This is a genomic window from Roseovarius sp. MBR-51 (genome assembly GCF_053628575.1).
The window spans coordinates 1-14,846 of sequence record NZ_JBRJGQ010000017.1; the positions used below are offsets into that span (position 1 = coordinate 1).

Annotated in this window: 13 protein-coding genes and 1 pseudogene; 5 read left to right on the forward strand and 9 right to left on the reverse strand. The window is 61.6% G+C overall.

Annotated elements, in window-relative coordinates:
• The 3 genes from ACSSVY_RS19030 to ACSSVY_RS19040 all read left to right on the forward strand — a co-directional run.
• On the forward strand, positions 1-95 hold a 95-nt coding region (locus ACSSVY_RS19030; protein WP_454270214.1), incomplete at its 5' end, for an FCSD flavin-binding domain-containing protein.
• Between the two features lie 38 nt (positions 96-133).
• Positions 134-565, forward strand: coding sequence for a DUF302 domain-containing protein (locus ACSSVY_RS19035; RefSeq protein ID WP_454271322.1), 432 nt, complete (start codon positions 134-136; stop codon positions 563-565).
• Positions 566-670: 105 nt separating this feature from the next.
• Positions 671-1,735, forward strand: a complete 1,065-nt coding sequence (locus ACSSVY_RS19040; RefSeq protein ID WP_454271323.1) for a YeeE/YedE family protein — start codon at positions 671-673, stop codon at positions 1,733-1,735.
• Positions 1,736-1,738: 3 nt separating this feature from the next.
• Here the strand turns inward: ACSSVY_RS19040 and ACSSVY_RS19045 are convergent, their stop codons facing one another.
• The 7 genes from ACSSVY_RS19045 to ACSSVY_RS19075 form a co-directional block, all read right to left on the reverse strand.
• Complete coding sequence (locus ACSSVY_RS19045; RefSeq protein WP_454271325.1) at positions 1,739-2,686, reverse strand: MBL fold metallo-hydrolase; 948 nt, start codon at positions 2,684-2,686, stop codon at positions 1,739-1,741.
• Between the two features lie 4 nt (positions 2,687-2,690).
• On the reverse strand, positions 2,691-3,596 hold the full coding sequence (locus ACSSVY_RS19050) for an MBL fold metallo-hydrolase (protein ID WP_454271327.1): 906 nt from the start codon (positions 3,594-3,596) through the stop codon (positions 2,691-2,693).
• 85 nt (positions 3,597-3,681) lie between these two features.
• Entirely contained in the window at positions 3,682-5,409 is a 1,728-nt protein-coding gene (locus tag ACSSVY_RS19055) for a SulP family inorganic anion transporter (protein WP_454271329.1), read from the reverse strand.
• 90 nt (positions 5,410-5,499) lie between these two features.
• The gene (locus ACSSVY_RS19060; RefSeq protein ID WP_454271330.1) at positions 5,500-7,176 is read right to left on the reverse strand and encodes a TIGR01244 family sulfur transferase; all 1,677 of its coding nucleotides are present in this window, start codon (positions 7,174-7,176) and stop codon (positions 5,500-5,502) included.
• 37 nt (positions 7,177-7,213) lie between these two features.
• Complete coding sequence (locus ACSSVY_RS19065; RefSeq protein ID WP_454271332.1) at positions 7,214-8,098, reverse strand: MBL fold metallo-hydrolase; 885 nt, start codon at positions 8,096-8,098, stop codon at positions 7,214-7,216.
• A gap of 31 nt (positions 8,099-8,129) precedes the next feature.
• The gene (locus tag ACSSVY_RS19070) at positions 8,130-8,342 is read right to left on the reverse strand and encodes a YgaP family membrane protein (protein ID WP_454271334.1); all 213 of its coding nucleotides are present in this window, start codon (positions 8,340-8,342) and stop codon (positions 8,130-8,132) included.
• 175 nt (positions 8,343-8,517) lie between these two features.
• Complete coding sequence (locus tag ACSSVY_RS19075) at positions 8,518-8,988, reverse strand: RrF2 family transcriptional regulator (protein ID WP_454271336.1); 471 nt, start codon at positions 8,986-8,988, stop codon at positions 8,518-8,520.
• A 178-nt stretch (positions 8,989-9,166) separates the two neighbouring features.
• Here ACSSVY_RS19075 and ACSSVY_RS19080 point away from each other — a divergent pair.
• Together ACSSVY_RS19080 and ACSSVY_RS19085 are read left to right on the forward strand one after the other, a co-directional pair.
• A pseudogene (locus ACSSVY_RS19080) lies at positions 9,167-10,281 on the forward strand (cytochrome ubiquinol oxidase subunit I); the annotation flags it as partial.
• Positions 10,282-10,329: 48 nt separating this feature from the next.
• On the forward strand, positions 10,330-11,037 hold the full coding sequence (locus ACSSVY_RS19085; protein ID WP_454271338.1) for an IS6 family transposase: 708 nt from the start codon (positions 10,330-10,332) through the stop codon (positions 11,035-11,037).
• Here the strand turns inward: ACSSVY_RS19085 and ACSSVY_RS19090 are convergent.
• The gene (locus ACSSVY_RS19090) at positions 10,930-12,447 is read right to left on the reverse strand and encodes a calcium-binding protein (protein ID WP_454271340.1); all 1,518 of its coding nucleotides are present in this window, start codon (positions 12,445-12,447) and stop codon (positions 10,930-10,932) included. The two genes, ACSSVY_RS19085 and ACSSVY_RS19090, sit on opposite strands and share 108 nt — an antisense overlap.
• A gap of 560 nt (positions 12,448-13,007) precedes the next feature.
• Positions 13,008-14,804, reverse strand: coding sequence for a type I secretion system permease/ATPase (locus ACSSVY_RS19095; RefSeq protein WP_454271342.1), 1,797 nt, complete (start codon positions 14,802-14,804; stop codon positions 13,008-13,010).
• Positions 14,805-14,846: the final 42 nt, after the last annotated feature.

The following is a 14,846-nucleotide window of genomic DNA, read 5'->3' on the forward strand; positions in this document are numbered from 1 at the left end:
TCTCGCAGACTGGCGAGGACGCCGGAACCCGCAAGGCGACCTATGAGGAATCCGTCGGCTGGTATGCGGGGATCACCGCGGACATGTTTAACTGAAATCGCGCGATGACCACGCGCAAAGAGGAGACTTTTCAATGAAACGCACAGTTCTGGCCGGAGCTCTGGCCCTCATGGCCCTGCCTGTCGCTGCGGCCGAGCAGGCCACCACCTATCCCTATGAAGGCAGCTTTGACGACGCCACCTTTGCCGTCGAGAGTGCGATTGTCGGTCGTGGGCTGGTCATCGACCTCCAGAGCCACGTGGGCGAGATGCTGAACCGGACCGGCGCGGATGTCGGCAGCGACGTGAAGATATTCGAGGCGGCGGATATCTTTCTGTTCTGCTCCGCCACCCTCTCGCGCGAGGTGATGGAGGCCGATCCGATGAACATCGCCCATTGCCCCTATGGCATCTTCGTTGCGGACCAAGGGGGCGAGGTCTTGATCGGCTATCGCAATTACCCCGAGGGCGAGATGCAGAAGGTGCAGGCGTTTCTGGACGAGATCGTGCAAGAGGCGCTGGAATAAGCCCAAGGACCGGGCCGCAGCACAGCGGCCCGGTTGACCCAAGTCAAGACATTCTCTTGGGCGAATGTGTAAGCTGACTTCATGAACTCTGGATGGATGCCTGCCATGCTGGAATCCCTGATCGACACTTATGGAGACGGTGCAGTGCTAGCCATGGCCGGCGCGTTGGTGGGCCTTCTCTTTGGTGCGGCGGCGCAACATTCACGGTTCTGCCTGCGCGCGTCCACGGTGGAACTGGCCGAACGCCATGTCGGGCCGCGCCTCGCCATCTGGCTCATCGCCTTCTCGTCAGGTGTGTGTTCGGTGCAGGCCGCTATCGCGCTTGGCTGGCTTGATGTCAGCGACGCCCGCCCACTCGCGGCCACCGGATCGCTTTCCGGCGCGCTCATCGGCGGGCTGATGTTCGGGTCGGGTATGATCTTTGCGCGCGGCTGTGCCAGCCGCCTGCTGGTGCTCTCGGCCAGCGGCAACCTGCGCGCGCTGGTCGCGGGGCTGGTTCTGACGCTGGTGGCGCAGGCTTCGCTGCGGGGGTTTCTTTCGCCCGCCCGCGAATATCTGGCCGCACTCTGGACGGTGCCGGGAGGGGCGGCGCGCAACCTGCTGACCACTCTCAACCTCTCATCCGGGTCGGCTGCGGGCATTGCCGCGCTGGTGTTGCTGGGGTCCTTTGCTCTTGCCCATGCCCGGCAGGTGCGCCCGTCCCACGCGGTTGCCGCGGCACTTGTCGGACTGGCGGTTGGGCTTGGCTGGATTGCGACCTATGCCATCGCCCAGGTGTCCTTCGAGGTGGTGGCGATCTCTTCGGTGACTTTTACCGGCCCCTCGACCGACACGCTCATGGGGCTGGTCAACGAGACCGCGCTGCCGCTTGGCTTTGGCGTCGGGCTTGTGCCCGGCGTCTTTGTCGGCGCGGCGGCCATGGCGCTGATCACGCGGGAATGGCGGATCGAGCGGTTCGGCTCCGACACGCCAATGGAGCGTTATCTCATTGGGGCGACGTTGATGGGGTTCGGCTCGATGCTCGCTGGGGGGTGCGCCGTGGGGGCCGGCATGTCGGGCGGGGCGATTTTCGCGCTGACCGCATGGGTTGCCGTTGGTGCCATGTGGATCGGCGCGATGGCGACGCATCTGGTCCTGCGCTATGTGGCCGCGCGCCCTGCGCTCGCCTGAGCGTTACTCCCACTCCATCTGCTCGAACACCCGGCCCGCGTTCTTGGTCGCCAGTTCCTCATATGTATCGAGGTTGCGATAGGGCGACTGATCGACGTAATAGGCCCCCGCCAGATCGCCGCCCGCCTCGATATGCTCGGCGATGCGCGCGCGCAGGTATTCAAGGTAACCCTTGGTATAGCGGCGCACCTGATCCATGTTCGTCGGGTGCCCATGGCCGGGGATCACATAGCTGGCGTTGAGCGGCTCGAACTCAGTGTCCCAGGTTTCCAGCCAGTCGGCGGTGATCGTGTTTTCGAAGATCGGCAACATGCGCTCGTGAAAGGCCATGTCGCCCGAGATTACAAGGCTTTGCCGGGGCAGCCAGACGACGATATCGCCGGGGCTGTGCGCGGGGCCGAGATGGCGCGCCTCGATGCGGAAATCGCCCATCTCGACGATATAGTCCTCCTCGAAGGTTTCGGTCGGCGGCTCAACCCGCGTGCGCTCGGCCTGGTCGCCGGTGACGCGCTGCGCCGCCGCCAGATCGCCGCCGCCCTTATCGGCGAATTCCTCCGCCGCGTCCATATGGGCGATGACCGGCACGCCCTGATCCACCCAATAGCCGTTGCCGAGCATGGCATGGCCCTGACCGTTCTCGGTCAGGACGAGCCGGACCGGTTCTTCGGTGACGTTGCGGATCTCCGCGTGGAGCGCCTCGGCGAGGGCATAGGACGCGCCCGAGTTCACCACGACGACCCCCTCGCCGGTGACGATGAAGCTGAGGTTGTTGTTATGCCCCGCGTTCTCATGGGTCGGGGGCGCGGTGGCACCGATGGCCGACCACACGCCGGGGATGACCTCCACCGGTTTTGAATAAAGCGGCGAGCCGGGATATTGATCGGCGATATCCTCGCTGGCAAGCGCAAGGGCAGGGGCGGTGAGGCAGAGCAGGACCAGAAGCGTGCGCATGGGTTCAGGCCTCCGGCACGAAGCGATAGGCGCCGTCGTGGCGTTCGACATGGCCAAGACCGCCCTCGGGCAGGTGAAAGCCCACCATCGCCATCTGGTCGGTGGCCAGCATGTCCAGAAGCCGGGTGCGCGTGGCGATACCGGTCTCGGCGTCCTGGTCCGAGCCCGATGGCCAATCGGGACGCGCCAGCGCCAAGTGGCCATTGCCAATGGCGTCGCCCACCACCATCACGGCCTCGCTACCCTGCCGGACCTCAAAGGCCATGTGGCCCGGCGTGTGACCGGGGCTGTCATGGGCGAGGATGCCGGGCAGAACCTCTTGCCCGTCGAGAATGAACTCGATTCGGTCCTCGATCTCCGCGAGACGCCGGGCCGCCCCCACGGCAAAGGCGGCACGCGCCTTGCCGATGCTCTCGACCGTTGCGGGATTGGTCCAGTACTCCCATTCCGCCTGTCCGATCATGTAGCTGGCATTTACAAAGACCGGATCGTCGAAATCGTCCAGCACCCCCCAGAGGTGATCGGGATGGGCATGGGTAAAGATGACATGGGTGATCTCGTCCGCGCCCACCCCCACGGCATCGAGCGCCTCGGACAGCTTGCCCGCACTTGGCATGAAGCCTGCACCGGACCCGGCATCGAACAGCACCTTGCGCGGCCCATCCTGCCAGAGCGTCAGGTTGCAGGGCGGCGACACCGTATCGCCCGTGATCCCGTGCGCAGCGAGGATCGGCCCCGCCTCGGCTTCGTTCAACGAGCCGAGGACAAAATCGCGCGGCAGGGTCAGATGCCCGTCGCTCAGCGTATCGAGCCGTCCCGCGCCAAGGGTCAGCGACTGCGCCCCCCCTGCGATCTGTGCGAGCGGGATGGCTGCTGCAAGTTCAAGCAGTCTGCGGCGGGTCAAGGGCATCGCACGTCTCCATATTCCATTATTAGAATATGAATACGCACCTTCACCGGAAAAACAAGCGGAGATGTTCGCTTGCGTTTCGCGTTCAGGCGGCGCGGGGTGTATTGGGCACCAGCGCGGTCCAGGCGTCATATTGCGACAGGAATACCTTGCCTGTCAGCTCGTCAAGGAAATGGCTGCGTTTGAGGCGATCCATGACTGGGCCCTTGACCTCGCTCAGATGCAGGGTGATGCCAGCCGCCTTGAGCCGTTCATTGATGGCCTCGAGGCTTTCGAGCGCGGAAAAGTCGATCTCGTTCACGGCCGAGCACATGAGTACGACATGCCGGATCGGGCAATCCTCGGCCACGCGGTCCTGGATTATGTCCTCCAGAAAGCGCGCATTGGCGAAATAGAGGCTCTGATCGACCCGCAGGGTCAGGACCGCGGGATTGGTCTTGACCCGGTGGCGCAACACATTTCGGAAATGTTGTGTGCCGGGCACCAGCCCGACCTCGGCGACATGCGGGCGCGAGGTCTTGTAGAGATGCAGCGTCAGCGACAGGATTACGCCGGCCGAGACACCCGCCTCCACGCCCAGCCCGAGGGTAAGGAGGATTGTGGCCAGCACGGCGGCGAAATCGGCATAGGAATAGGCCCAGGATTTGCGCAGGATCGAGAAATCCACAAGGCTCAGGACCGCGACGATGATCGTGCCTGCCAACACGGCCTTGGGCAAAAAGAAAATGAGCGGCGTCAGCGCCACGGCGGCGATGGCCAGCCCCACGGCGGTAAAGGCCCCGGCGGCGGGGGTCTCGGCACCGGCGTCGAAATTCACCACAGAGCGGGCAAAGCCCCCGGTGACCGGATAGCCGCCGGTGAAGGCCGCGCCGAGATTGGCCGCCCCCAGCCCGATCAGCTCTTGGTTTGGATCAATACGTTGACGTTTTTTCGCGGCCAGCGTCTGCGCGACCGAGACCGATTCAACAAACCCGATGATCGAGATGAGGGCGGCGGGCAGCACCAGCGCCGAAACGAGATCGGGCGAGAGGTCGGGCAAGGTCAGCGGCGGCAGGCCTTGCGGCACCGCGCCCACGATAGCCACGCCGCGCCCGTCCAGCCCGAAGAGCCAGACAGCGAGCGTGGAGACCGCGACCGCCGCCACCGGCCCGGTCTTGGCGAGGATATCGGCCATGCGTGGTCTGAGCCCCGCGCGCAACAGCAGGGGCTTAAGCCCCTTGCGCACCCAGAACAGGAACCCCGTCGCCAGCACGCCGATGATCACAGTGGGCCAGTTGACAGCGTTCAGATGCGCGGCAAGGGCACCCAGCATCTCGATCAACGTATGCCCGCCCGCAGGCACGCCGAGGATATGCTTGAGCTGGCTCGTGGCGATGAGGATGCCCGAGGCGGTGATGAAACCCGCGATCACCGGATGGCTGAGGAAATTGGCGATGAACCCAAGCCGGAGCAGCCCGAGCGTCAGCAGCATCGCGCCCGACAGAAGCGCCAGAGTCAGCGCCGCCGCCGCATAGCCCATGCTGCCTGCCTCGGCCACCTGTCCGATCGCCGCAGCCGTCATCAGCGAGACCACCGCCACCGGCCCCACGGCTAGCGCGCGCGACGTGCCGAAGAGGGCATAGAACATGATCGGCACGATCGAGGCATAGATCCCCGCCTCGGGCGGCAACCCTGCCAGAAGCGCATAGGCCAGCGATTGCGGGATCAGCATGATCGTCACGATCACCGCCGCCATCAGATCGTTGGTCAGCGTGTCGCGGCTATAGCTGCGGCCCCAATCAAGGGGTGGGAAATAGCGGGCAAGAGAGGGCATGAGTGGTGGTCTTTCGGGTGCAGGGTGTATCAAGGAAACAGGCCCCGGCGCGGCGAGCCGGGGCCATTTTGGTCGGACAAACGCACGGGTTTACCCCCCTGCGCTGATCTTTTCGGGGCGGGCCATCCATTCGCGGCCCTTGAGCATTGCCTTCCAATAAATCGGCGGCAGCATCTTTTCCTTGAGCAGCCAGGCCAGTCGGCTGGGCTTTGTCCCATCAATCAGAAACTTGGGAAAGCTGGGTTTCATCACCCCGCCATAGCCGAACTCGGCCAGCACGATCTTGCCGCGCTCCACCGTCAGTGGGCAGGAGCCGTAGCCGTCATATTGCGCCACCGGTTCGCGCCCGTTGATGTCGGCCACGATATTCTCGGCCACCACCGGGGCCTGTATCCGCGCCGCCGCCGCCGTCTTGGCATTGGGTGCGTTCATCACGTCACCGAAGGACCAGATATTGTCATGGGTCTTGTGGCGCAGCGTCGCCTGATCCACGTCGATCCACCCGGCGGCATCGGCCAGGGGTGAGACGCGGATGAAATCCGGTGCCACCTGCGGCGGGCAGACATGGATCATGTCGAACTCCATCGTCACGCGTTCAGGGTCACAATCGGGCTTTTTCACCTCGAAGGTCGCGCGGCGCGCAGGCCCGTCTATGACGACGAGATTGTGGAAGAAATTCAGCGCCGCGCCATATTTGTCCATGTAGGATTGCAGCGCGGGCACATAGTCCTTGACCCCGAAGAGCACCCCGCCCGCGTTGCAGAACCCGATCTCGATATCCTTGAGCCGACCGGTGCGAAACCAGTGATCGGCCGAGAGATAAAGCGCCTTTTGCGGTGCGCCCGCGCATTTGATCGGCATCGGCGGCTGGGTAAAGAGCGCGCGGCCCTCCTTTAGCCCCTGCACCAGTTGCCAGGTGTAAGGTGCCAGATCGTAGCGGTAATTCGAGGTGACGCCGTTGCGCCCCAGCGTTTCTTCCAGCCCCTCGACCGCCGCCCAGTCGAGTTTCAGCCCCGGACAGATGACGAGACGGTCGTATTTTACCACCCGGCAGCCGTCGAGGATCACGGCATTGTCCTTGGGTTCGAACGCGGCGACGGCGGATTTGATCCAATGCACGCCGCGCGGAATGAGGCTGCCCATCGTCTTGGCGGTCTCGGGCGCCTCGAAAATGCCGCCGCCCACCATGGTCCAGCCGGGTTGATAGTAGTGGATTTCCGCCGGGTCGATCACGGCGATCTCCAGCCCCGGCTTGCGCGCGTGCAGGCTCGCGGCCACGGCAATGCCGCCCGCGCCACCGCCGACGATCACCACGTCGAACTTCGCATCGCCCGTATCGGTGGGGGTCTTGCCACCATTGACAATCCGCCGGGCGACCCCGGCCATGTCGTAACCGGCGGCCTTGGTTGAGGCGAGGATTTCGGGCACCGGGCGGGTCTTGGCCTGGCTCAATGACCAGAGCGTGGCCGAGCGTGTGCCGGTGCGGCAATAGGCAAGGATCGGGCCGGGCAGTTCCATCAGCGCCGTGCCAAAGGCCTCGGCATCCTCGTCGCGCACCATGCCTGATGTGATCGGCTGATAGCGCGTCTCGATACCGGCGGATTTGGCCGCGGCCTCGATCTCCTCGAAATTCGGCTGATCGGCACCCTCACCATCGGGCCGGTTGCAGAGGATGGCGCGAAAACCCGCTTCGCGGATCGCCGCCACATCCTCTGCCGTGATCTGTGGGCTGACCGACAGGGCGTCAGTCACCTTGTTGAGTTGCATCGCGTTTCCTCCCTTTTGGGTGTCCTCAGGCCCGTGCTCAGAGCGCGTTGATCGGCAGCTTGAGCATCGGACGGCCGTCCGCATCGGTGGGCACTTCGCCTGCGCGCATATTGACCTGCAAGGAGGGCAGGATCAGCCTCGGCATGGCCAGTTGCGCATCGCGCTCGGTGCGGAACTTGACGAAATCCTCCTTCGTCTTGCCGCCGCCCACGTGGATGTTATGGGCCTTTTCCTCGGCTACCGTGGTCTCCCACGCGATGTCGCGGCCGTTGGGGCCGTAATCGTGGCACATGAAGAGCCGCATTTCGTCGGGCAGCGCCAATACCTTCTGGATGCTGTCATAAAGCGTGGCCGCATCGCCGCCCGGAAAATCCGCGCGTGCCGAGCCGCCATCGGGCATGAAGAGCGTATCGCCGACAAAGGCCGCGTCGCCCATGACATGGGTCATGCAGGCGGGGGTATGGCCGGGAGTGTGCATGGCGAAACAGGTCATGCCGCCGATGGTGTAGGTGTCGCCGTCCTTGAACAGGCGGTCGAACTGGCTGCCGTCGCGTTGAAATTCGGTGCCCTCGTTGAAGATCTTGCCGAACACGTCCTGCACGATGAGGATATTCTCACCGATGCCAATCTTGCCGCCCAACTGGTCCTGAATATAGGGGGCCGCCGACAGGTGATCGGCATGGACATGCGTCTCGAGGATCCATTCGAGGCGCAGCCCGCGCGCCTTGACGCGCGCGATCATCTTGTCGGCATGGGTATAGGTGATCCGCCCGGCGGCATAGTCGATATCCATCACCGAATCGACAATCGCGCAGGCGTCCGAGGCAGGGTCCTTGACGGTATAGCTGATGGTGTTGGTATCTTCGTCGAAGAACGCCTCGACCTCGGGTTTGATGTCCATGTTCACAGGATAATCGGTCATGATGGTGTCTCCTCTCATGTCTTTTTTTCGCTCAGCGTTGGCAGGTGCGGATGCCGAAAATCCGATACAGCAGGCAAAAGCGCATGCCCGCCGTGGCCAGCATCACAATCCCCACAGCAACCGCGACCCATTTGGGCGCGCCCACGGCCAGAGCGGGGACAAACCCGCCAAAGGCAAGCACAAGAAGCGCGATGCCGATCAGCACGCGCAAGGCCCGGTCAATCGTTCCGATATTGGCAGTCATGGATTTTCTCCCGTTAAAGTTAAGTTACATTTAGCGTAGACATTTGGACTCGACCGGTCAGTGACAATGTCACGCGGATTGAGTCAATCATATTCTATCGTATGAATATGACTGTTTAACCTGTATATGAAATGTAACTATATGTCGCAGGGTATACCGTGGTGGACCGACGGTTTCAGCCCGCCGTCCGAAGCGGCGCGACGATCCCTTCCTGCAAGGGCAGGATACGCCCGAGCAGCTCGTCGCGGTTGGCGGCGATATCGGCAATCGTCACCCCGTCAAGCACGTCCAGAAAGGCGTGCGTCGCCTGCGCGAGGGTGGAGGACAGCTTGCAGATGCCGATCAGCGGGCAAGTATTGGTGGCGCGGTTGAAGCATTCAACAAGGTCAAAAGGCCCTTCTGTCAGGCGCACGACCTCACCCACGGTGATTTTTTCCGGCGCGCGGGCGAGACGAAAGCCGCCGCCGCGCCCGCGTTGCGTCTCGATGAACCCGGCCTTGCCCAATTCATGCACTATCTTGACGATATGCGGACGCGCCAACCCATGCACCTTGACCACATCATCGACCCGCACGAGGGCGGGCGCGCGCAGCGCGGCAAGCTGAAGGCACCGAAGCGCGTAGTTCGTATAACTGGTCAGCCGCATGGATGATCGTCTTTCTTTTGCAGGGTCAGCACCGGGACATAAGCGTCATGAACCGCATTTGCCATGTGAAAGGCTATCGCACCCTGCGCGGTTTCGCCACAACAAAGATATATTTGGAATATTGCATATGTGAGAGGGCCGCGCTAGCTGATCGTCGAAGCTATCGAAAGGACAGATCATGTTCGAATCGTTTTCAGCCGAGACACTGGCGCGGATACAGTTCGCGTTCACCGTCTCGTTCCACATCATCCTGCCGGCCTTCACCATCGGCCTTGCCAGTTATCTTGCCGTGCTGAACGGGCTCTGGCTCAGGACCCGCGACCGGACCTATCTTACGCTCTTCGACTACTGGAAGCCGATTTTTGCCGTCGCCTTCGGCATGGGCGTGGTCTCGGGCATCGTCATGTCCTATCAGTTCGGCACCAACTGGTCAGTGTTCTCCGACAAGGCCGGGCAGGTGATCGGGCCACTGATGGCCTATGAGGTGCTGTCGGCCTTCTTTCTCGAGGCGGGCTTTCTCGGCATCATGCTCTTCGGGCGCGAGAGGGTCGGCGACGGTCTGCACATGTTCGCCACCGCCATGGTGGCGCTCGGCACGCTGATGTCGGCCTTCTGGATCCTAAGCGCCAATAGCTGGATGCAGACGCCGCAGGGTCATGGCATCAACGAGGTCGGGCAATTCGTGCCAGAGGACTGGTGGGCGATCGTGTTCAATCCCTCCTTCCCCTATCGCCTCGTGCATATGGTCATGGCGGCGTACCTGACCACCGCCTTCGTCGTCGGCGCGGTCAGTGCGCTTCACCTGCTGCGCGACCGGGCAAGTGCCGCCGCGCGCGTCGGCTTTTCGATGGCGATGTGGATGGCGGTGATCGTGACCCCGCTGCAAATCTATGCGGGCGACCTGCACGGGCTCAACACGCTGGAGCATCAGCCCGCCAAGGTCATGGCGATGGAGGGTCACTTCGAGAGCCACCCCGAGGGCGCGCCGCTTTACCTCTTCGGCATTCCAGATCAGGAGAATCAGGAACTCGACTATGCGCTTGGTATTCCGAAGCTGTCCTCGCTCATCCTCAAGCACGACCTTAACGCGCCGCTGGACGGGCTGCGATCCGTGCCGCGCGACGAGCAGCCCCCGTTGCCATCGTCTTCTGGTCGTTCCGCATCATGATCGCCATCGGCTTTGCCATGCTGGGCCTCGGTGTCTGGGCCCTTGTGCGCCGGGTGCAGGGGCGTCTCTACGACAGCCCGATGCTGCACCGCGCGGCACTTGTGATGGGGCCTGCGGGCTTTGTCAGAAGAAAGTTGGTTGGGATGGAGGGGGTGCCCGAATAGGTTCGCCGGATGACCCAGCGCTCCCCCTTCCGGTACTTCAAGACCAGCCCCGAGGTCATCCGCCTAGCGGTGATGATGTACATCCGGTTCCCTCTGTCGCTGCGCAATGTCGAGGATTTGTTGCACGAGCGCGGCATCGACATCAGCCATGAGACCGTTCGGTTCTGGTGGAACCGCTTCGGCCCGATGTTTGCCGCTGAGATCCGCAAACGGCGTGTCGAACGGATGCGCTCCCTTCCTCACTGGCGCTGGCACTTGGACGAAGTTTTCGTGAAGATCAACGGTGTCACCCACTACCTCTGGCGGGCGGTCGATCACGAAGGAGAAGTTCTTGAATCCTTCGTCTCGAAGAAGCGGGATCGCAAGGCTGCATTGAAATTCCTTAAGAAAACGATGAAACGGCATGGCCGTGCTCATGTCTACGTGACCGACAAGCTGCGCTCCTACGGTGCTGCGATGAAAGAAGCCGGCAACTCCGACAAACAAGACACCGGTCATCGCAAGAACAACCGTGCGGAAAACTCACACCTTCCGTTTCGAAGGCGCGAGCGCGCCATGCAGCGGTTCCGCAGCATGCGAACGTTGCAGAAATTCGCCTCCGTTCACGCCTCAGTCCACAACCATTTCAACCACGAGCGCGCCCTCTACAGCCGACAGAATTTCAAGGCCAACCGCGCCGCCGCTCTCGCCGAGTGGCGTCAACTCTGTGCAATCTGACATGAGCGGGTTTGGGCAAAGAGAGATTAGTTCGCATTGGTCTGACACCACCCCGGTGCCGCCAATGATCTGGTCTTGGCCTGCTCCGCCGTGGAGGGCGTCGTCGCCAGCGTTGCCATGGATGAGGTCGTCACCGTCCTCGCCCCACGCCTCGTCATCACCGGCACCCGCAACGACGGTATCATCGCCGGTGCCGCCAATGATCTGGTCTTGGCCTGCTCCGCCGTTGAGGGCGTCATCGCCTGCGTTGCCATAGATGAGGTCGTCGCCGTCCTCGCCCCACGCTTTGTCATTGCCGGCGCCCGCCTCGACGGTATCGTCTCCGGTGCCGCCAAAGATCTGGTCTTGGCCCGCTCCGCCGTGGAGGGCGTCATCGCCTGACTCTCCATGAATGAGATCGTCACCGTTCTCGCCCCACGCTTTGTCATTGCCGGCACCCGCCTCGACGGTATCGTCTCCGGTGCCGCCAAAGATATGGTCCTGGCCGTCACCGCCATTGAGAGCGTCATCGCCAGCGTTGCCATGGATGAGGTCGTCGCCGTCCTCGCCTTGCACGTCGTCATCACCGGCACCCGCAATGACGGTATCGTCGCCGGTGCCACCAAAAATCTGATCCTTTCCACTTCCGCCATCGACATGGTCATTGCCAGCGTTTCCGTCGAGGACGTCGTTGTTGGCTCCGCCGTTAACCTCGTCATCACCATCACCAGCTTCGACGGTATCATTACCTCGGCCGCCGAAAATCTTGTCCTTGCCGTCGCCACCGTATATTTCGTCATGGCCAGCGTCTCCGTAGATCACGTCGTTGCCGCCCTCGCCATAGAGACGGTCATCGCCCGCACCACCGGAGATCCAATCGTCACCATCTCCTCCGGCAATCAGGTCATCACCATCATTGCCGAATAGGCTATCGTCGCCGTCGCCGCCGGAAATATTGTCATCACCTGCGCCACCGTAAATCCTGTCACGCCCTCCCAACCCGGCTAGATTGTCGTCAGCGTCCAATCCAAAAATTGCGTCGCGCCCTCGCGTGCCAACTATCAGGTCTTCGCCATCAGTTCCTGTAAAGATGTTTTCGATTACGTTCAAAATTGCAGTCTGATCAATGCTGAACGCGCCGTCGCTGATCGAGTACTCGATTTGGACCTCGCCCAGAGCATCTGTATCTGCGAAATAGCGCCAGCCATCGCCTTTGGGGTCCATATGACCCACAGTGCTGCCGTTGATTGAAACCCCTAGAAGATCGCCATCGTGATCCTGTGTCTCAGACAGAAGATGAGCCAAGGAAATAGCGAGCACGGCACCGCTGCCGATATCCCCAAGGTAAACGGCACTTGAGTTGCGCGGGGCACGGTTGCGATCCGGCTGTGGATCGGTCTCAGTTTGATCCGGGTTTTCTTCTTCTGCCACGGTCGGAGGACCCTCGGGTTCCGTCTCGTCGCTCGGATCGGGGATGGAGGGCGGAGACCCCGGTTCCACAACGTTGTTTTGGGGAAACTTGTTAATGCCCGGGAATAAGTTGAACGGCGGAAGAATGGTGTTCGCCGTTACGCGTGGAATCTCTGTGCCAAAAACCAAGTCTGGAAGCGGTTCGATGAACATGCTTTCAAATCGGCCTAGAACCACCGGATATCGGAATGATACGATCGTTGGTCCTTCTTCAACCCAAGGTGCCCCCGGTCGTCCAACGCTGTCGTCAGGGACATTTTCATGGGGTGCCAGACCCGAAGTGTTACGGCTTTCAGTGAGCTCTTCGGTGTCTTCCTCCGGCGGTTCGTCTTCTGCTACGGCCGCGACATGTGGGTCTGACCATAGAAAAGAGCGAAGATAGAGCCCCAACCCTATAAGGCCGACGAACCAGCCGCTGAGGAGTTTGGTTTGACTCTGTTCGGGTTGTTCCAATCCCAAGGGGTCGGAGGGGTCCGATTGCGCGGTCGTTGCGGAGCGGAAACTTTTGACGTCAATCACGATCAGCCTCCCTTCTTCGCCTTGCGTCCCTCATCCAGCATGTGACTTTCGACATGTGTCTCTGTCGAATGCCGTTCTGAGGCCACAGAAGGCTTGGTTGCGCTGGCAACCGAAACAGGTTTCGGGTTCAGAATTTGCTCTCGTGGACCGAATGCGGTCATCTTTCCAGCCTGGATCACGCCGATCAGGTCGCATGCCTGAAGCGCTGAGGGTCGGTGAGCGATCAGAACAACGATGCCGCCGCGCTTTTTGACTCCCTCAATGGCCGCGGTCAGAGCGGCTTCTCCTTCGGGGTCAAGATGCGCATTGGGCTCGTCTAGGACGACCAAGAATGGTGATTTGTAGAGCGCACGCGCCAATCCCAGACGCTGCCGCTGTCCGCCCGAAATCGACGTGCCCATCGGTCCTAAGTATGTCCGGTATCCGTCTGGAAGCCGCACGAGCATCTCATGCACATTTGCGGCGCGTGCGGCAGCAACGATCGCCTCTGGGTCAGGCGTTTCAGCGAGACGCGCGATGTTCTCTTCAACCGTCGCGTCGAGCAGGGCGACATCCTGGGGCATGTAACCGATATGCGTCCCGCGGTCGTCGTCACTCCATTGCGTCAACTCGGCACCGTCCAGTCGAACTGATCCCCGCAACGAGGGCCAGATGCCGGTCAATGCGCGGGCCAGCGTGGTCTTTCCTCCACCACTCGGCCCAATGATCCCGACAGCTTGTCCTGCCGCTGCCTCAAAGGTGATGTCGCTGAGCAAAACTCTCCCGGTTGCTGGCGCAGCTACAGTGATGGCCTCCACTTTCAGGTTATATTTCGGGCCCGGTAGCCACATCGGTTTGGGTTGATTTTCGAGCACTTCGACAGTGTTCCGCAGGCGACGCCATGACGTGCGCGCAGATTCCATGTTCTTTGCATTTCCAATCGCTAGGTCTATCGGAGCCATGGCACGGGCCGAAGCAATGGTTGCCGCAATGATAGCCCCGGCCGACAATTCACCGCGAATGGTGAGATAAGCCGCGAGCCCGAGGATCGACGACTGCAGCAACATCCGAAGCACCCGCGAAATGGCACTATAGGTGCCTGATATGTCGCTGGTGCGAGTTTGCAGTTCCAGGTGCCGATCATTGGCGGCCGAGAAACGCGCAACGGCCCGCGACGCAAAGCCCATTGCCTTCAAAACCTCAGCGTTGCGTGCGTTCGAATCCGCGATTGCGTTGCGCTCGATCGTCGCTGACACGGTGGAATTGCTCCAACTCCGGGTCCGCAATTCCGCCGTGATCGCCAGTGTGGCCAGAACAAACGCGCCACCAATCGTCAGGGCGCCCAGCATCGGATGCAGAAAGTAGACGAATGCGAGAAAGATCGGCATCCACGGCAGGTCAAACAATGCAATCGGTCCCTGAGACCCGAAGAAACCACGCAGTGTGTCGACATCTCGACCCCGTTCGAGCGCCTCGGAGGTGGAATATCCCAGGCGGGGCATGTCGACGACCAATTGATGCGCGACGGGTGCCAATCTACGGTCCAATCGCGCGCCGACACGAATGAGAATTTGGGTGCGAATTACGTCGAAGACGCCTTGAAAGAGATAAAGCCCGATTGCCAGAACAGAAATAGCGACAAGCGTCGGGACGCTGCCGCTGACCAGCGCTCGGTCATAGATCTGGAGCATGTAGAAAGCGCCGGTCAATGCCAGAATGTTTATGACCCCTGAAAGCAGGAGCAGAAATACAATCAATCCCTTGATACTACCGAGCGCTTTGGCTGCCGCGTTCCCGGACGTGTTCTTTTGATTTGCCATGATGTGCTCTCGCGTCTGAAAAATGAAATGTGACCGAGCCAA